The following is a 16,386-nucleotide window of genomic DNA, read 5'->3' as shown; positions in this document are numbered from 1 at the left end:
GGGGGTCGCGGGAAACCACTCGAATCGGTGAGCGCGGGAGCGTTACTTCTCCACCTCGGTGGCGAGGTTGGCGAGGACGGCGTCATAGATGCGGCCAAGTCCCTTGGGCGCGAAGGTCTTCTCGAAGAAGCCGCCGATGCCTCCGGCACCGTTCCAGACGGTGGTGACGACGACCCGGGACTTCCCCTCACCGGCGGGGGTGACGGTCCAGGTGGTGACCATGGAGGAGTTGCGGTCCTTCTCGACGAGCTGCCCTCCCCCATGGGCGGGACCCCCACCGGGCTCGGTGACCTCCAGGAGGCAGTCGCGGATCCGCTTGCTGGTGGCCTGGAGCTTCCAGTGGACGAGGGTTCCCTCGCCGTCGCCGCCCTCACGCACCTCGTACTCGCTGAAGTGCTCGGTCAGCACCTTCGCGCGCGTGCCGCTGTAGTCGGCCAGGGCGTCGAACACCGTCTCCGGGTCCGCCGCGATGATCCGCTCCGTGGTGGCCTCTACCTGCGCCATGGCACTTCCTCCAGCACTTGGTTCTTCAGGGGTGTGGCACCAGCCAACCACCTGGGCGCGGGCCTCCCAAATCCGGGCTCCCGAACCGGCTTGCAACGATCAAGGGAACATGTGTTCTATTCTGGGTCTACGGCTGAGGACACTGCTACCGAGGAGGCGTCCATGCGCTGGGACAACCTGGGCGACGAGCCCGCCGCCGCCGGGACCGCCCTGTTCGGTACGGACGCGGTCACCACCCGCACGTTCGACACACCCGAGTTCCGCGGGATCACCTTCCACGAGGTGCGGGCCCGCTCGATCGTGAACCGGGTGCCGGGCGCCTCCCGCATGCCCTTCGAGTGGACGATCAACCCGTATCGCGGCTGCACGCACGCGTGCGTCTACTGCTTCGCCCGCAAGACCCACAGCTATCTCGACCTCGACACCGGCGTCGGCTTCGACTCCCAGATCGTGGTGAAGATCAACGCGCCGGAACTGGTGCGCCGCCAGCTCGCCTCCCGCCGCTGGCAGGGCGCGCACATCGCGATGGGCACCAATGTCGACTGTTACCAGAGGGCCGAGGGGCGCTACGGGCTGATGCCGGGGATCATCGAGGCCCTGCGGGACCACGCCAACCCGTTCTCCATCCTCACCAAGGGCACCCTGATCCTGCGCGACCTCGATCTGCTCGTGCAGGCGGCGAAGGTGACCGAGGTCGGCATCTCGGTCTCCGTCGGGTTCACCGACCAGGAGTTGTGGCGCACGGTCGAGCCCGGGACGCCCTCCCCCCAGCGGCGCCTGGACGTCGTCCGCAGGCTCGGTGAGCACGGGATCGGCTGCGGGGTGCTGATGGCCCCGGTGATCCCCTTCCTCGGCGACCGTCCCGAGCAGCTGAGGGAGACCGTGCGCGCCGTCGCGGAGGCGGGGGCGACCTCCGTGACCCCGCTCGTCCTGCACCTGCGGCCGGGTGCGCGCGAGTGGTTCTTCACCTGGCTGCGGCAGCACCATCCGCACCTGGTGGGACGGTACGAGCGGATGTACGCGGCCGGGGCCTACGCCCCGACCTGGTACCAGCGCCGGATCACCCGTCAGGTGCACGAACTGGCCGCCGAGTTCGGGATCGGACCGGCCCACCGGGGCGCGCCGCGCCGGACATCCGTACCGGAGGAGCCCGCACTCGCGGGGGCGCCCGAGCAGCTCACCCTCCTCTGAGGGGCGCACGGCCGAGGGCGCACGACGGACCCCGAAGACCTGAACGGATCCGGCGGATCGCCTGATCGGGTCAACTCTGGGCGGAACAGGTCCTTCCGTATGCGCTCCGGGGCACGGACGCCCTATGACCACACGCGCAGGAATGCTGATCGCCGCTGGGGCGCTGGTCGCCGGGACGGCCACCGTCCTGCCCGCGTCCGCGGCCCCACGGCCCGAGCCGACCCCCCGCCCGATCGCACCGCTCGTCTGGAGCGGCTGCGCCACCTCGGCGTATCCGAAGCTCCAGTGCGCCACGCTCGACGTGCCGCTGAACCACGACGACCCGGCCGGCCGGAGCATCACGCTCGCGCTGACGCGGATCCCGCACTCCGCGGAGGAGTTCCAGGGCCCGCTGCTCGTCAACCCCGGCGGACCGGGCGGCAGCGGCAGGACCCTGGCCGGGTTCGTGGCCGCCTCGCTGCCCTCGTCGGTGGCGGCGCAGTACGACGTCATCGGCTTCGATCCGCGCGGGGTCGGCAGGAGCGAGCCCGCGCTCGACTGCAAGCCCGGCCACTTCGACCCGGTGCGCCCCGACTCGCTGCCGACCGGCGCGGAGGCCGAACAGAAAGGCGTCGAGCGGGCGCGGGCCTTCGCGACGGCGTGCGGAGAGAAGTACGCCGACGTCCTGCCGTACATCGACACCGTCAGCACGGCCAGGGACCTGGACGCGATCCGCGAGGCGCTCGGCGCGCCGCAGCTCAACTATCTGGGGTACTCCTACGGCACCTACCTCGGCGCCGTGTACGCGCGGCTCTACCCGGAGCGCGTGCGACGGTTCGCGCTGGACTCCGTCGTCAACCCGCAGGGGGTCTGGTACGAGGACAACCTCGCGCAGGACCTCGCCTTCGACACCCGCCACAAGGACTTCATGGCCTGGGTGGCCCGCCAGAACGCCACGTACAAGCTCGGTACGGACCCGGCGGCGGTCGAAGCCGCCTGGTACCGGATGCGGGACGCACTGCGTGAGACCCCGGCGGGCGGCAAGGTCGGCCCCGGCGAGCTGGAGGACACCTACCTGCCGGGCGGGTACTACGACGGCTACTGGCCGTCGCTCGCCGGGGCGTTCTCGGCGTACGTCAACGACAGGAACGCGGTCCCGCTGACCCGGGCGTACGAGAGCTACGCGGCAGCGGACAAGGCGGCGGACAACGGCTACTCGGTCTACACGAGCGTCCAGTGCCGGGACGCGAAGTGGCCGCGCGACTGGAACACCTGGCGCACGGACAACTGGGACGTCCACGCCAAGGCACCCTTCGCCACCTGGAACAACGCCTGGTACAACGCCCCGTGCGCGTTCTGGCCGGTGGACTCGCTGACACCGCCGGACGTCACGAACGACGAGGTGGCGCCGGTCCTGATCCTCCAGGCGACGGACGACGCGGCCACCCCGTACGAGGGCGCCGTCGCGCTGCGGCAGATGGTTCAGGGCTCCAGCCTGGTCGTCGAGGAGGGCGGCGGCAACCACGGGGTGTCGCTGGCCGGCAACGACTGTCTGGACAAGCACCTGGCGACCTATCTGGCCACGGGAACCGTGCCGCGCGGCGACGGGCAGTCGGAGGTGGACGCGGTCTGCGAGGCGCTCCCGGAGCCGGAGCCGCTCAAGGCCACCCCCGCGGCCCGCAACGGCTCCGCCACGGGCGGCACGGCGGTGGGCACGGCAGGCGGGACGGCGGCCGACGGGACGGGAGACGCGGTCCTGCACGGGCTCCTCGGCCACGAGCGCTGAGGAACCCCGCCGCACGGGGGGGGCCGGGCCGGACTGTCGGTGGCGTGCGCGAGGATGTCGGGCATGAGTACGCACCTGACCCATGTGTCCGCCCCCGACGGTATCGCGGCCAGCCCCCAGTTCAGCCATGTCGTGTGGGGCACGGGCCGGTTCGTCGCGATATCCGGCCAGTGCTCCCTCGACGCCTCGGGCGCGGTGGTCGGGGCGGACGACCCGGCCGCACAGGCCCGGCAGGTCTTCGCGAACCTGCGCCGCTGCCTCACCGCCGCGGGCGCGGGGTTCGAGGACGTGGTGAAGCTGACGTACTTCGTCACCGACGTCGCCCATCTCCCCGCCGTCCGGACGGCGCGGGACGAGTCCTTCGGTACGGCGCCGCTCCCGGCCAGCTCCGCGGTCCAGGTGTCGGCGCTGGTCCGCCCGGAGCTGCTGATCGAGATCGAGGCCTTCGCCCTGGTCCCGGAGGGCGACGCCGGCTAGCGGGCGAGCCGGGCGAGCGCCTCGGCAGCCGCCCGGCCGAGACGGGGGTGCGGGAGGGCAGCCTCCAGCGCCGCCAGGGCGCGTGGGTCGCCGAGGGCGCCGAGCCCCTCGGCACAGGCGACTCCAACCCGCCAGTGCGGGTCGTCGGCCCCCAGGCGGCGTTCGAGGACGGTGACCAGGGCCGGTACGGACTCGGGGGCGCGCAGGTCGGCGAGCAGCCGGACCGGCAACAGGGCGTAGGCGACGCGGAGTTCGTTGGTGGCGAGGGCGGCGGCCGCGCGCGCGGTGCGCGGGTCGCCGAGCCGGGCCAGGGCGTACGCGGCACAGACGCAGCGCTCGGGGTCGCGGTGGTTGAGGAGCAGGACCAGGGCTTCGAAGGCGCGCGGGTCGCGGGCGAGGCCGAGCCGGAAGGCGGCGATCTCGCGGGCCCAGAGGGGTTGGCCGGGTGCGGTCAGGACGCGGGCGAACTCTTCGGGATCGTCGGCCGCGACGAGTTCTTCGAAAGCCTTTCGGTCACCTTCCGCACCGTCGTGGATCTCGTCCCGCAATCGATCGATCATCGAGCAGAATTCGGGGTCCTCGGCGATTTCCATGGCCGTCAGGGTATCCGCGATCCAGATCACATTTTCTGAACTCCCCGGGACTGGCGCGCTCGTTACCCGCCGGTTAATCTCAGGTGAGCGGGTAACCCCCGCACCCTCACAACGGCCTGGTGACGCAGCCGTCGTGAGATCGAGTTTGTCGGTTCGGCAGTTTTCGATGTGACTCCGGGACAGAGTCCATCGCCTTTTCCACGCGATCTCTTCGCGCCTCCGTCGTGAACTCCTCGCGGTTTCCGTTCGCGACCCGTTCGCGCCCGCACGCGCTCCGCACGCGCCGCCTTCAGTCGTCACTCTTCCCTCCTGGAGTCCCCTGATGGACACCCCTCTCTCCACCATCGCCGTCGTCGGTCTCGGCACCATGGGCAAGGGCATCGCCGATGTCCTCGCCCGGGCCGGCCGCGAGGTCATCGGCATCGACATCAGCGAAGCCGCCGCCATCCAGGCCGTCGCCGCCCTGGAGGCGTCCACCGCCCGTGCGGTGGCCCGTGAGCGGATCACCGAGGAGGAGCGGCAGGACGTCCTCGCCCGCTTCCGCACCTACTCCGACCTCCAGGCGGCGGCCGACGCCGACCTCGTGATCGAGGTCGTGCCCGAGTCGTACGAGGCCAAGCAGGAGGTCTTCCGGGCCCTGGACGCCGTCGTCCGGCCCGACGCCATCATCGCCACCGGCACCAACGCGCTCTCCGTGACCCGGCTCGCCGCCGACTCCGCCCACCCGGAGCGCGTGCTCGGCCTGCACTTCTTCACCCCGGTCCAGGCCATGAAGCTGGTGGAGATCGTCTCCTCCGTCCTCACCGCGCCGCAGGCCGTCGAGGCCGTCACCGCCCTCGCGCACGACCTGGGCAAGGAGCCCGTCGCGGTCGGCGACCGCCCCGGCTTCGTCGCGGACGGCCTGCTCTTCGGCTACCTCAACCAGGCCGCGGCGATGTACGAGGCGAAGTACGCCTCCCGCGAGGACATCGACGCCGCCATGAAGCTCGGCTGCGGTCTGCCGATGGGTCCGCTGGAGCTGCTCGACCTGATCGGCATCGACACCGCCCGTACCGTCCTGGAGGCGATGTACAGCGAGTCGCGCGACCGGCTCCACGCCCCCGCCCCGATCCTCAAGCAGCTCAGCGAGGCGGGCCTCACGGGCCGCAAGTCGGGCCGCGGCTTCTACACGTACGACGCGGCCGGCTCGGCCACCGTGGTCCGTGACGCGCTGACCCCGCTGGAGAGCGCCGCCACCGGCGACAGCCGCGAGGTCCGCTCGGTCGGCGTCGCCGGCTCGGGCACGATGGCCTCCGGTATCGCCGAGGTCTTCGCCAAGGCCGGGTACGAGGTCGTCCTCTCCGCCCGTTCCCAGGAGAAGGCGGACACCGCCAAGGCGCGGATCGCGAAGTCCCTCGCCCGCTCCGTCGAGAAGGGCCGGATGACCGGCGAGGCCCGCGAAGAGACGCTGGCCCGGATCACCCCGGCCGGTTCGCTCGACGCCTTCGCCGAGGTCGACCTGGCCGTGGAGGCGGTCGCCGAGGACCTGGCGATCAAGCAGGAGCTGTTCGCCCGGCTCGACAAGATCTGCAAGCAGGGCGCGGTGCTCGCCACCACGACCTCCTCACTGCCGGTCGTCGCCTGCGCCCGCGCCACCTCGCGCCCGCAGGACGTGATCGGGATGCACTTCTTCAACCCGGCGCCCGCGATGAAGCTGGTGGAGATCGTCCGTACGGTCCTGACCGCGGACGACGTCCACGCCACGGTCCGCGAGGTCACCACGAAGATCCGGAAGCACCCGGTGGACTGCGGCGACCGGGCCGGTTTCATCGTGAACGCGTTGCTCTTCCCGTACCTGAACAACGCGATCAAGATGGTCCAGGAGCACTACGCGACCCTGGACGACATCGACGCCGCGATGAAGCTGGGCGGCGGCTACCCGATGGGCCCGTTCGAGCTGCTCGACGTCGTCGGCCTGGACGTCTCGCTCGCCATCGAGCAGGTCCTGCACCGCGAGTTCCGCGACCCGGGCCTGGCTCCGGCGCCGCTCCTGGAGCACCTGGTGGCGGCCGGCTGCCTCGGCCGCAAGACGGGGCGCGGCTTCCGCGAATATGCCCGACGCTGAGCCCTACGCGGGCTGGGGAGGGTTGCTGAGCCCCGGGAGTGCCCACGGCACCCCCGGCACGGGCCCGGGCGACCCTCCCCCACCTGGGCACACTCCCGCACTGATGCAGTACGTTCAGGACATGTCCAAGGCCGCAAAGTCACCCCGTGCCACGTCCACCTCCGACAGCCAGGAGAGTGCGGCCGGCACCCGTGCGGCCGCACAGCGGCTGAAGATGCGCCGCGAGCTGGCGGCCGCTGCCATGGAGCTCTTCGCGACCAAGGGGTACGAGGCCACGACGGTCGACGAGATCGCCGCGGCGGCGGGGGTCGCCCGCCGGACCTTCTTCCGCCACTTCCGCTCCAAGGAAGAGGCGATCTTCCCCGACCACGACGACACCCTGGTGCGGGCGGAGGCGGTGCTCAACGCCGCCCCGCCGCACGAGCACCCGCTGGACACGGTCTGCCGGGGCATCAAGGAAGTCATGAAGATGTACGCGGGGTCCCCGGCGGTCTCCGTGGAGCGGTACCGGCTCACCCGCGAGGTACCCACCCTGCGTGAGCGTGAGATCGCCTCGGTGGCCCGCTACGAGCGGCTGTTCACCCGCTATCTGCTGGGCCACTTCGACGAGCGCGACCACCACGACGGCAACGACGACCCGCTGCTCGCCGAGGTGGCGGCATCGGCGGTCGTCACGGCCCACAACCACGTCCTGCGCCGCTGGCTGCGGGCCGGGGGCCAGGGGGACGTGGAGGCGCAGCTGGACCACGCCTTCGCGATCGTGCGGGAGACGTTCGGTACGGGCATAGGCGCACGGCCGGCCTCGGCCCCGCAGGCGCCTCAGCCGGGCACTCAGACGGCCGCACAGACGTCCGCGGCGACCGCGTCCACGGAGGGCGGGGTCCTGGTGGCGGTGGCGCGTACGGACGCTCCGCTCGACGAAGTCATGCGGACCATCCGGGACGCGCTCCAGCGCGACTGACCGCCGAGCTCACGACGAGGGCCGCCCCCACCGGGGGTGGCCCTCGTCCCGTTTTGCCCCCACCTTCGATCGATCATCGCTCATGTGTGACCAGCAGATTGCATATGAGTGAAATTGTTGGCACGCAGTGCCTTGTCAGGTGACACGCGGTGCCATACGTTGATGTTGTCCGGGCGGCCGGCGCGCCGAGGTCTCCTCGTGCGCCGGCTGTCCCCACAAGCCATCGTGATTGTGCGCCCGGACGCCTGCGTCACAGGCAACCCTCAGCGCCCACCCGGCGCAGCCACCGCACCACCCGCCGAACCGACGGCACACCTCCACAGCAGCACTCCAAAGACGTAACCCTCAGCGCGTCCCGCTCGGACGCCGCACCGCCGGAGGCACCCCGTGAAGGACATCCTGGACGCGATCCAGTCGACGGACGCCACGTCCGCGGACTTCGCCAACATCAAGCTCCCCGAGTCGTACCGCGCCGTGACCGTCCACAAGGACGAGGCCGAGATGTTCGCCGGCCTCGAGAGCCGCGACAAGGACCCGCGCAAGTCGCTCCACCTCGACGACGTGCCGCTCCCCGAGCTCGGCCCGGGCGAGGCCCTGGTCGCCGTGATGGCCAGCTCCGTGAACTACAACTCGGTCTGGACCTCGATCTTCGAGCCGGTCTCGACCTTCAGCTTCCTGGAGCGCTACGGGCGGCTCTCCGAGCTCACCAAGCGCCACGACCTGCCGTACCACATCATCGGCTCCGACCTCGCGGGCGTGGTGCTGCGCACCGGGCCGGGCGTCAACGCCTGGAACCCCGGCGACGAGGTCGTCGCCCACTGCCTCTCGGTCGAGCTGGAGTCCTCGGACGGCCACAACGACACCATGCTCGACCCCGAGCAGCGCATCTGGGGCTTCGAGACCAACTTCGGCGGCCTGGCGGAGATCGCCCTCGTCAAGTCGAACCAGCTCATGCCGAAGCCGGACCACCTGAGCTGGGAGGAGGCCGCCTCCCCCGGCCTGGTGAACTCCACCGCGTACCGCCAGCTGGTCTCCCGCAACGGCGCCGGCATGAAGCAGGGCGACAACGTCCTGATCTGGGGCGCGAGCGGCGGCCTCGGCTCGTACGCCACCCAGTTCGCGCTGGCCGGCGGCGCCAACCCGATCTGTGTCGTCTCCTCCCCCGAGAAGGCCGACATCTGCCGGGCGATGGGCGCGGAGGCGGTCATCGACCGCAACGCCGAGGGCTACAAGTTCTGGAAGGACGAGAACACCCAGGACCCGCGCGAGTGGAAGCGCTTCGGCTCCAAGATCCGCGAGCTGACCGGCGGCGAGGACATCGACATCGTCTTCGAGCACCCGGGCCGCGAGACCTTCGGCGCCTCGGTGTACGTCACCCGCAAGGGCGGCACCATCACCACCTGCGCCTCGACCTCGGGCTACATGCACCAGTACGACAACCGCTACCTGTGGATGTCCCTGAAGCGAATCATCGGCTCGCACTTCGCCAACTACCGCGAGGCGTGGGAGGCCAACCGCCTGATCGCCAAGGGCAAGATCCACCCGACGCTCTCCAAGGTCTACTCCCTTGAGGACACCGGCCAGGCCGCCTACGACGTCCACCGCAACCTGCACCAGGGCAAGGTCGGCGTTCTCGCCCTCGCCCCGCAGGAGGGCCTGGGCGTGCGCAACCCGGAGATGCGCGCGAAGCACATCGACGCCATCAACCGCTTCCGCAACATCTGAGCCCGGGACCGTACATGACAGAGCGTCAGAAGGACCGGCCGTGGCTCATGCGGACCTACGCCGGTCACTCGACCGCCGAGGCGTCCAACGAGCTGTACCGGCGCAACCTGGCCAAGGGGCAGACCGGTCTCTCGGTCGCCTTCGACCTGCCCACGCAGACCGGCTACGACCCCGACCACATCCTCGCCCGCGGCGAGGTCGGCCGGGTCGGGGTCCCGGTCTCGCACCTCGGTGACATGCGCCGGCTGTTCCAGGACATCCCCCTGGAGCAGATGAACACCTCGATGACCATCAACGCCACGGCGATGTGGCTGCTGGCGCTCTACCAGGTGGTCGCCGAGGAGCAGGGCGCGGACGTCACCCGGCTCCAGGGCACCACCCAGAACGACATCGTGAAGGAGTACCTGTCGCGCGGGACGCACGTCTTCCCGCCCGGCCCGTCGCTGCGCCTCACGACAGACATGATCACCTACACGGTGAACCACATCCCGAAGTGGAACCCGATCAACATCTGCAGCTACCACCTGCAGGAGGCGGGAGCCACTCCGGTCCAGGAGATCTCGTACGCGATGTCCACCGCGATCGCGGTGCTCGACGCGGTCCGGGACTCCGGCCAGGTCCCGGCGGACCGCTTCGGCGAAGTCGTCGCCCGTATCTCGTTCTTCGTGAACGCCGGCGTCCGCTTCATCGAGGAGATGTGCAAGATGCGCGCCTTCGGCCGCATCTGGGACAAGGTCACCCGCGAGCGGTACGGCATCGAGAACGACAAGCAGCGCCGGTTCCGTTACGGCGTCCAGGTCAACTCGCTCGGTCTGACCGAGGCGCAGCCGGAGAACAACGTCCAGCGGATCGTCCTGGAGATGCTGGCCGTCACGCTCTCCAAGGACGCACGCGCGCGTGCCGTCCAGCTGCCCGCCTGGAACGAGGCGCTGGGCCTGCCCCGCCCCTGGGACCAGCAGTGGTCGCTCCGTATCCAGCAGGTGCTCGCCCACGAGTCCGACCTGCTGGAGTACGAGGACATCTTCGCCGGGTCGCACGTGATCGAGGCCAAGGTCGACTCGCTCGTCGAGGAGTGCCTGGCCGAGATCGACCGGATCCAGGAGATGGGCGGCGCGATGGCCGCCGTCGAGTCCGGCTACCTCAAATCGCAGCTGGTCTCCTCCCACGCCGAGCGGCGCGCCCGGATCGAGTCCGGCGACGAGAAGATCGTCGGCGTGAACATCTTCCAGTCGACCGAGGAGAACCCGCTCACCTCGGACCTCGACACGGCGATCATGACCGTCGATCCGGCCAACGAGGCCAAGGTCGTCGCGAAGCTCCACGAGTGGCGCGACAACCGTGACGAGAACCGGGCCCAGGAGTCGCTGGCGGCCCTCAAGGCCACGGCGGCCGGGGACGGCAACCTCTTCGCCGCGACGGTGGAGTGCGCGCGTGCCGGTGTCACGACCGGCGAGTGGTCCTGGGCGCTGCGGGACGTCTTCGGCGAGTTCCGCGCCCCCACGGGCGTCTCCTCCGCACCCGTCGCCGTGACGGCCGAGGAGGGCACCCCGCTGGCTCTCGTACGGGAGAAGGTGGCGCGGACGGCCGCGGAGCTCGGCTCCGGGCGGCTGCGGCTGCTGGTCGGCAAGCCGGGCCTGGACGGGCACTCCAACGGGGCCGAACAGATCGCCGTACGCGCGCGTGACGCCGGTTTCGAGGTGGTCTACCAGGGGATCCGGCTGACGCCCGAGCAGATCGTCAACGCGGCCCTCGCGGAGGACGTGCACTGCGTGGGTCTGTCGATCCTCTCCGGCTCGCACGCCGAGCTGGTCCCGGACGTCCTGGACCGCCTCCGTGAGGCGGGCGCCGTGGACATCCCGGTCATCGTCGGCGGGATCATCCCGAACGCCGACGCCGCAGAACTGAAGCGCGCGGGTGTGGCCGCCGTCTTCACACCGAAGGACTTCGGTATCACGGAGATCATCGGCCGTATCGTCGACGAGATCCGGAAAGCGAACAAGCTCGACCCCCTGGAGGTCCCCGCATGACCAGCCCCGTGAACCGACTCCGCCCGCGTCGCTCGTGTCTGGCGGTCCCCGGCTCCAACCCGCGCTTCCTGGAGAAGGCCCAGGGGCTCGCCGCCGACCAGGTCTTCCTCGACCTGGAGGACGCCTGCGCGCCGCTCGCCAAGCCCGAGGCCCGCCACACCATCGTCAAGTTCCTGAACGAGGGCGACTGGACCGGCAAGACCCGGGTCGTGCGCGTCAACGACTGGACGACCCACTGGACGTACCGGGACGTCGTCACCGTCGTCGAGGGCGCCGGCCAGAACCTCGACTGCATCATGCTGCCGAAGGTCCAGGACGCCCAGCAGATCGTGGCGCTCGACCTGCTGCTGACGCAGATCGAGAAGACCATGGGCTTCGAGGTCGGCAAGATCGGTATCGAGGCGCAGATCGAGAACGCCCAGGGCCTCAACAACGTCAACGCGATCGCGACCGCCTCGCAGCGTGTCGAGACCATCATCTTCGGCCCGGCCGACTTCATGGCCTCCATCAACATGAAGTCCCTGGTCGTCGGCGAGCAGCCGCCCGGCTACGACGCCGACGCCTACCACTACATCCTGATGAAGATCCTGATGGCCGCCCGCGCCAACAACCTCCAGGCGATCGACGGCCCCTACCTGCAGATCCGCAACCCCGAGGGCTACCAGGCGGTCGCCCGCCGCGCCGCCGCGCTCGGCTTCGACGGCAAGTGGGTGCTCCACCCGGACCAGGTCGCCGCCGCGAACGAGATCTTCTCCCCGTCGCAGGAGGACTTCGACCACGCCGAGCTGATCCTGGACGCGTACGACTACTACACGTCCGAGGCCGGCGGCAAGAAGGGCTCGGCCATGCTCGGCGACGAGATGATCGACGAGGCCTCCCGCAAGATGGCGCTGGTCATCTCCGGCAAGGGTCGCGCCGCCGGCATGGAGCGCACCACCAAGTTCGAGATCCCGGAGGCCTGAGTCCGATGCAGTTCGGCCGCACCTACGAAGAGTTCGAAGTCGGCGCCGTCTACAAGCACTGGCCCGGAAAGACGGTCACCGAGTACGACGACCACCTCTTCTGCCTGCTGACGATGAACCACCATCCGCTGCACATGGATGTGAACTACGCCGAGAACACGACGGACTTCGGCAAGAACGTCGTCGTCGGCAACTACATCTACTCGCTGCTGCTCGGCATGTCCGTCCCGGACGTCTCGGGCAAGGCGATCGCCAACCTGGAGATCGAGTCGCTGCGCCACGTGGCCCCGACCTTCCACGGCGACACCATCTACGGCGAGACCACGGTCCTCGACAAGACCCCGTCGAAGTCGAAGAACGACCGCGGCATCGTCTACGTCGAGACCAAGGGCTACAAGCAGGACGGCACCCTCGTGTGTGTCTTCCGGCGCAAGGTGATGGTCCCCACCGAGACGTACATCAAGGAGCGCGGCGGCGAGCAGCCCGGCCGCCCCGAGCTGATCGAGCCCGCCAAGAAGACGGAGAAGTAGCCATGGCCCGACTCGCCCAGACCGCCGGGCTGACGGATGTCCAGCAGGAGATCCTCAAGACCGTCCGGGAGTTCGTCGACAAGGAGATCATCCCGGTCGCGACCGAGCTCGAACACCGCGACGAGTACCCGCAGCAGATCGTCGACGGGCTCAAGGAGCTCGGCCTCTTCGGTCTGATGATCCCCGAGGAGTACGGGGGTCTGGGTGAGTCGCTGCTCACGTACGCGCTGTGCGTGGAGGAGATCGCCCGCGGCTGGATGTCGGTCTCCGGCATCATCAACACGCACTTCATCGTGGCGTACATGCTCAAGCAGCACGGCACCCAGGAGCAGAAGGACTACTTCCTTCCGCGGATGGCGGCCGGCGAGACGCGTGGCGCGTTCTCGATGTCGGAGCCGGCCCTCGGCTCGGATGTGTCGGCGATCACGTCGAAGGCGGTCAAGGACGGCGACGAGTACGTCCTGAACGGCCAGAAGATGTGGCTGACGAACGGCGGAACGTCAACGCTGGTCGCCGTTCTCGTCCGAAGTGACGAAGGACACCCCGAGGGCACTGCGCCCCACAAGTCGATGACGACCTTCCTCGTCGAGAAGGAGCCCGGCTTCGGAGAGGTCCGCCCCGGCCTCACCATCCCCGGGAAGATCGACAAGATGGGTTACAAGGGCGTCGACACGACCGAACTCATCATGGACGGACTGCGCATTCCGGCCAATCGGGTACTCGGCGGGGTCACCGGCCGAGGGTTTTACCAAATGATGGACGGCGTGGAGGTCGGCCGCGTGAATGTCGCGGCCCGTGGCTGTGGTGTCGCTCAGCGTGCTTTCGAACTGGGTGTCTCCTATGCCCAGCAACGTCACACTTTCGGCAAGCCGATCGCCCAGCACCAGGCGATTCAGTTCAAGCTCGCCGAGATGGCTACCAAGGTCGAGGCCGCTCATGCCATGATGGTGAACGCAGCACGCAAAAAGGACTCCGGGGAACGAAACGACCTCGAAGCAGGGATGGCGAAGTACCTCGCCTCCGAATACTGCAAGGAAGTCGTCGAGGACGCCTTCCGTATCCACGGTGGATACGGGTTCTCGAAGGAGTACGAGATCGAGCGCCTCTACCGTGAGGCCCCGATGCTGCTCATCGGTGAAGGTACCGCCGAGATCCAGAAAATGATCATTGGCCGCCGGTTGCTCGAGGAGTACCGGTTCCAGGGTTGATTGTCGCTTTTGAGTCGGTTCGGCCGCGAAGAAGATCACACCCTGTCAGCGTTCTCTGAGCGTTTCCGGCCGACCGACTCGGCTTCTGGCTTACCCAGTTGCGGCTCCCACCCGATAGCATCGATGGAAAGCCGCCGTCCCCCGTTGCCAGTGCGGCATCATCCGCTACGAAGGTCATCCATGCCCCACAGCCAAACCTCTGCACCTCGCGACAGCCTCGCCGGCGTACGCATCGCACGCGGAGCATCGCCGTGGCTTCTGCCGACCGTCGCCACCGCGGCGCTGAGCCTCGTGCGTGCGCGCAGGTCTCGGCGCGCCGCGGCCATCGCCGTGCCCACCACCGCTCTGGCGGCGGGCATGCTGTGGTTCTTCCGCGACCCCGAGCGCGAGATCGCGCAGGGCCGGGTCATCTCCCCCGCCGACGGTGTGGTGCAGAGCATCATGCCGTGGAAGGACGGACGCACCCGGGTCGCCATCTTCATGAGCCCGCTGAACGTCCACGTCAACCGCGCGCCGCTGGCCGGCACGGTGACGTCCGTGGAGCACATCCCCGGCGGGTTCGTCCCGGCGTTCAACAAGGAGAGCGAGAACAACGAGCGCGTTGTCTGGCACTTCGACACCGAGCTCGGTGACATCGAGATGGTGCAGATCGCCGGGGCAGTGGCCCGGCGCATCGTGCCGTACATCCCCCAGGGGACGAAGGTCGAGCAGGGCGAGCGCATCGGTCTGATCCGCTTCGGGTCACGCGTTGACATCTACCTTCCGGAGGGTGTGGACGTCGCCGTCGAGGTCGGTCAGACCACGACCGCGGGGGTGACTCGCATTGACCGTGATTGATCCCGACACCCGGGCCGCCGACTGGGTCGCCGACGGCGACGCGGAGGAGGTCGAGGACGAGGAGATGCCGCTGTCGTTGAGGCTGTCCATAGCGGACGCCCTCACGCTCGGTAACGCGACGTGTGGATTCATGGCGGTGTACTTCACCACCACCGGGATCCTCATCCCGCACCTCACGGGCAGCACCGAGACCGGCATGGCGCGCAACAGCGCCGCCACCGCCGTGATCCTCATGCTCGCCGCGGCGATCTTCGACCTGTTCGACGGCATCGTGGCGCGCAAGCTGCGCTCGTCCCCGATGGGTGCCGAGCTCGACAACCTCTCGGACCTGATCAGCTTCGGCCTGGCGCCGGCCTACTTCGTACTCGTGTACGGCATGGTCACGCCCGGCGCGCAGCAGAAGGTCTCGGCGGTGGCCGCGATCGTGGTGCTGCTCGCGGTGGTGCTGCGGCTGGCGAGATTCTCGTGCGTGACCATGAAGGACGGCATGTTCCAGGGCATGCCGAGCCCCTTCGGCGCGCTGACGGTCGTCTCGATCGTGCTTCTCGAGCTGCCGTTCATCCCGACGCTGCTCGCGATCATCGGTGTCGCCTGGCTGATGGTGAGCCGGGTCGAGTACCCCAAGCCGCGGGGCATCCTCGCGGTGGCGATGCTCAGCTGGATCGTGGGCGCGATGGGCATGCTGGCGGCCTGGGCGTTCGACGCGCCCGGCGGGCAGCTGCTGCTCCAGACCGGCTGCGCGCTCCAGGTGGTACTGGGCGCCGTGATCCCCCTCTTCGCGACGGCCCGGCGAGTGAACACCTTCCGCGACAACCGGCGTGAGAGCCGGGAGGCGCGGCAGGCGGAGGCGGCTCAGCTGCCGTAGGCGATACGTGTACGACGAAGGGCCCGGGTGCGTGAAGCACCCGGGCCCTTCGTCGTGTCCGCCTCAGGTCAGGCGCTTGTAGTAGAGCGTGGTGGGGCGCAGCGTCCCCGTGGGGTCGGCGGCGAAGTCCGGGATGGTTCCGGCCCGCGTCCAGCCCGCCTTGCGGTAGAGCCCCTCGGCGGGGCTGCCGGTCTCGGTGTCCAGGATCAGTAGCGTGAGGCCTTCGCGCGCCGCGTGGGCCTCCGCGGCGGCCAGGAGGCGGCCGCCCAGGCCCTGGCCCCGGGCGTCGCGGTGGACGATCAGCCGGGCGATCTCGCCTCGGTGGCGGCCGTTCGGCTTCTCGGTCCGTACGAGCGTCACCGCGCCGAGGACCTGCCCCGCGGGCCCGTGGGCCGCCCAGACGTCCCGCACGCCCTGCTGGGCCTCCTCGGCGACCGTGTGCCACCAGACGGCCGCCTCGGACGGGTACAGGGGCGCCAGGAAGCCGAGGGAGGCCCCGCCGTCGACGGCGTCGACCAGGAGGGCGGCGAGCCCTTCGGACGCGTGGGCGCGGATCGCGGGCGGGCCGAGCCGCTCGACGGGGGTCTCGGGGGCGTGGGTGCCTGGCCCGGCCGTGACGTGTTCGCTCATGGGCCCG

General features: G+C 69.6%; 15 protein-coding genes. 12 read left to right on the top strand and 3 right to left on the bottom strand.

Translation table 11 applies throughout. The features are described from left to right. Positions 1-42: 42 nt before the first annotated feature. Positions 43-504, bottom strand: coding sequence for an SRPBCC family protein (locus ACZ3OF_RS01045; protein WP_361667023.1), 462 nt, complete (start codon positions 502-504; stop codon positions 43-45). Positions 505-666: 162 nt separating this feature from the next. Here ACZ3OF_RS01045 and ACZ3OF_RS01040 point away from each other — a divergent pair, with 162 nt between their 5' ends. The 3 genes from ACZ3OF_RS01040 to ACZ3OF_RS01030 all read left to right on the top strand — a co-directional run bounded on the left by ACZ3OF_RS01040 (position 667) and on the right by ACZ3OF_RS01030 (position 3,937). Further along, positions 667-1,695: an Rv2578c family radical SAM protein gene (locus ACZ3OF_RS01040; protein ID WP_467301933.1), complete on the top strand. Its 1,029-nt coding sequence runs from the start codon at positions 667-669 to the stop codon at positions 1,693-1,695. A 124-nt stretch (positions 1,696-1,819) separates the two neighbouring features. Further along, the gene (locus tag ACZ3OF_RS01035) at positions 1,820-3,460 is read left to right on the top strand and encodes an alpha/beta hydrolase (RefSeq protein ID WP_361667026.1); all 1,641 of its coding nucleotides are present in this window, start codon (positions 1,820-1,822) and stop codon (positions 3,458-3,460) included. A 63-nt stretch (positions 3,461-3,523) separates the two neighbouring features. After that, positions 3,524-3,937: a RidA family protein gene (locus tag ACZ3OF_RS01030; RefSeq protein ID WP_361667028.1), complete on the top strand. Its 414-nt coding sequence runs from the start codon at positions 3,524-3,526 to the stop codon at positions 3,935-3,937. Here the strand turns inward: ACZ3OF_RS01030 and ACZ3OF_RS01025 are convergent. Beyond that, positions 3,934-4,530 carry a HEAT repeat domain-containing protein gene (locus ACZ3OF_RS01025; protein WP_467301930.1) on the bottom strand — a complete coding sequence of 199 codons (597 nt, stop codon included), beginning with the start codon at positions 4,528-4,530 and terminating at the stop codon, positions 3,934-3,936. The two genes, ACZ3OF_RS01030 and ACZ3OF_RS01025, sit on opposite strands and share 4 nt — an antisense overlap. A gap of 322 nt (positions 4,531-4,852) precedes the next feature. On the opposite strand from ACZ3OF_RS01025, the gene ACZ3OF_RS01020 reads away from it, so the two are divergent. The 9 genes from ACZ3OF_RS01020 (at position 4,853) to pssA (ending at position 15,749) form a co-directional block, all read left to right on the top strand. Further along, the gene (locus ACZ3OF_RS01020; protein WP_361667031.1) at positions 4,853-6,634 is read left to right on the top strand and encodes a 3-hydroxyacyl-CoA dehydrogenase family protein; all 1,782 of its coding nucleotides are present in this window, start codon (positions 4,853-4,855) and stop codon (positions 6,632-6,634) included. Positions 6,635-6,755: 121 nt separating this feature from the next. Then, on the top strand, positions 6,756-7,595 hold the full coding sequence (locus tag ACZ3OF_RS01015) for a TetR family transcriptional regulator (protein ID WP_361667032.1): 840 nt from the start codon (positions 6,756-6,758) through the stop codon (positions 7,593-7,595). 387 nt (positions 7,596-7,982) lie between these two features. Then, entirely contained in the window at positions 7,983-9,320 is a 1,338-nt protein-coding gene (ccrA, locus tag ACZ3OF_RS01010) for a crotonyl-CoA carboxylase/reductase (protein ID WP_361667034.1), read from the top strand. A 14-nt stretch (positions 9,321-9,334) separates the two neighbouring features. Beyond that, positions 9,335-11,347 carry a protein meaA gene (locus tag ACZ3OF_RS01005; protein ID WP_361443057.1) on the top strand — a complete coding sequence of 671 codons (2,013 nt, stop codon included), beginning with the start codon at positions 9,335-9,337 and terminating at the stop codon, positions 11,345-11,347. Beyond that, the gene (locus ACZ3OF_RS01000; RefSeq protein WP_260226713.1) at positions 11,344-12,309 is read left to right on the top strand and encodes an HpcH/HpaI aldolase/citrate lyase family protein; all 966 of its coding nucleotides are present in this window, start codon (positions 11,344-11,346) and stop codon (positions 12,307-12,309) included. Before ACZ3OF_RS01005 ends, ACZ3OF_RS01000 begins: the two co-directional genes overlap by 4 nt. 5 nt (positions 12,310-12,314) lie before the next feature. Next, a complete protein-coding gene (locus ACZ3OF_RS00995; RefSeq protein ID WP_030320137.1) occupies positions 12,315-12,839 on the top strand; it encodes a MaoC family dehydratase in 525 nt (174 codons plus the stop codon). Between the two features lie 2 nt (positions 12,840-12,841). Further along, on the top strand, positions 12,842-14,047 hold the full coding sequence (locus tag ACZ3OF_RS00990; protein ID WP_361667036.1) for an acyl-CoA dehydrogenase family protein: 1,206 nt from the start codon (positions 12,842-12,844) through the stop codon (positions 14,045-14,047). Positions 14,048-14,227: 180 nt separating this feature from the next. Next, positions 14,228-14,884, top strand: coding sequence for a phosphatidylserine decarboxylase (locus ACZ3OF_RS00985; protein ID WP_260226710.1), 657 nt, complete (start codon positions 14,228-14,230; stop codon positions 14,882-14,884). Next, positions 14,877-15,749, top strand: coding sequence for a CDP-diacylglycerol--serine O-phosphatidyltransferase (gene pssA, locus ACZ3OF_RS00980; protein ID WP_361667343.1), 873 nt, complete (start codon positions 14,877-14,879; stop codon positions 15,747-15,749). Before ACZ3OF_RS00985 ends, pssA begins: the two co-directional genes overlap by 8 nt. A 63-nt stretch (positions 15,750-15,812) precedes the next feature. Here the strand turns inward: pssA and ACZ3OF_RS00975 are convergent, their stop codons facing one another. Continuing rightward, positions 15,813-16,379 carry a GNAT family N-acetyltransferase gene (locus tag ACZ3OF_RS00975; RefSeq protein WP_361667038.1) on the bottom strand — a complete coding sequence of 189 codons (567 nt, stop codon included), beginning with the start codon at positions 16,377-16,379 and terminating at the stop codon, positions 15,813-15,815. Positions 16,380-16,386 lie beyond the last annotated feature (7 nt).

The sequence above is a fragment of the Streptomyces sp. NPDC022552 genome (assembly GCF_055561875.1).
Note: the sequence above shows the minus strand (reverse complement) of the source record. Positions and strands in the feature narration are given on the sequence as shown.

Excerpts from the sequence above, each read along its gene's own strand:
- ACZ3OF_RS00975 (WP_361667038.1), bottom strand. The coding sequence starts at position 16,379 with ATGAGCGAACACGTCACGGCCGGGCCAGGCACCCACGCCCCCGAGACC.
- ACZ3OF_RS00990 (WP_361667036.1), top strand. The coding sequence starts at position 12,842 with ATGGCCCGACTCGCCCAGACCGCCGGGCTGACGGATGTCCAGCAGGAG.
- ACZ3OF_RS01035 (WP_361667026.1), top strand. The coding sequence starts at position 1,820 with ATGACCACACGCGCAGGAATGCTGATCGCCGCTGGGGCGCTGGTCGCC.
- ACZ3OF_RS01025 (WP_467301930.1), bottom strand. The coding sequence starts at position 4,530 with ATGGAAATCGCCGAGGACCCCGAATTCTGCTCGATGATCGATCGATTG.
- ACZ3OF_RS00985 (WP_260226710.1), top strand. The coding sequence starts at position 14,228 with ATGCCCCACAGCCAAACCTCTGCACCTCGCGACAGCCTCGCCGGCGTA.
- ACZ3OF_RS01015 (WP_361667032.1), top strand. The coding sequence starts at position 6,756 with ATGTCCAAGGCCGCAAAGTCACCCCGTGCCACGTCCACCTCCGACAGC.
- ACZ3OF_RS01040 (WP_467301933.1), top strand. The coding sequence starts at position 667 with ATGCGCTGGGACAACCTGGGCGACGAGCCCGCCGCCGCCGGGACCGCC.
- ACZ3OF_RS01045 (WP_361667023.1), bottom strand. The coding sequence starts at position 504 with ATGGCGCAGGTAGAGGCCACCACGGAGCGGATCATCGCGGCGGACCCG.
- ACZ3OF_RS01005 (WP_361443057.1), top strand. The coding sequence starts at position 9,335 with ATGACAGAGCGTCAGAAGGACCGGCCGTGGCTCATGCGGACCTACGCC.
- ACZ3OF_RS01000 (WP_260226713.1), top strand. The coding sequence starts at position 11,344 with ATGACCAGCCCCGTGAACCGACTCCGCCCGCGTCGCTCGTGTCTGGCG.
- ACZ3OF_RS01020 (WP_361667031.1), top strand. The coding sequence starts at position 4,853 with ATGGACACCCCTCTCTCCACCATCGCCGTCGTCGGTCTCGGCACCATG.
- ACZ3OF_RS01030 (WP_361667028.1), top strand. The coding sequence starts at position 3,524 with ATGAGTACGCACCTGACCCATGTGTCCGCCCCCGACGGTATCGCGGCC.
- ACZ3OF_RS00995 (WP_030320137.1), top strand. The coding sequence starts at position 12,315 with ATGCAGTTCGGCCGCACCTACGAAGAGTTCGAAGTCGGCGCCGTCTAC.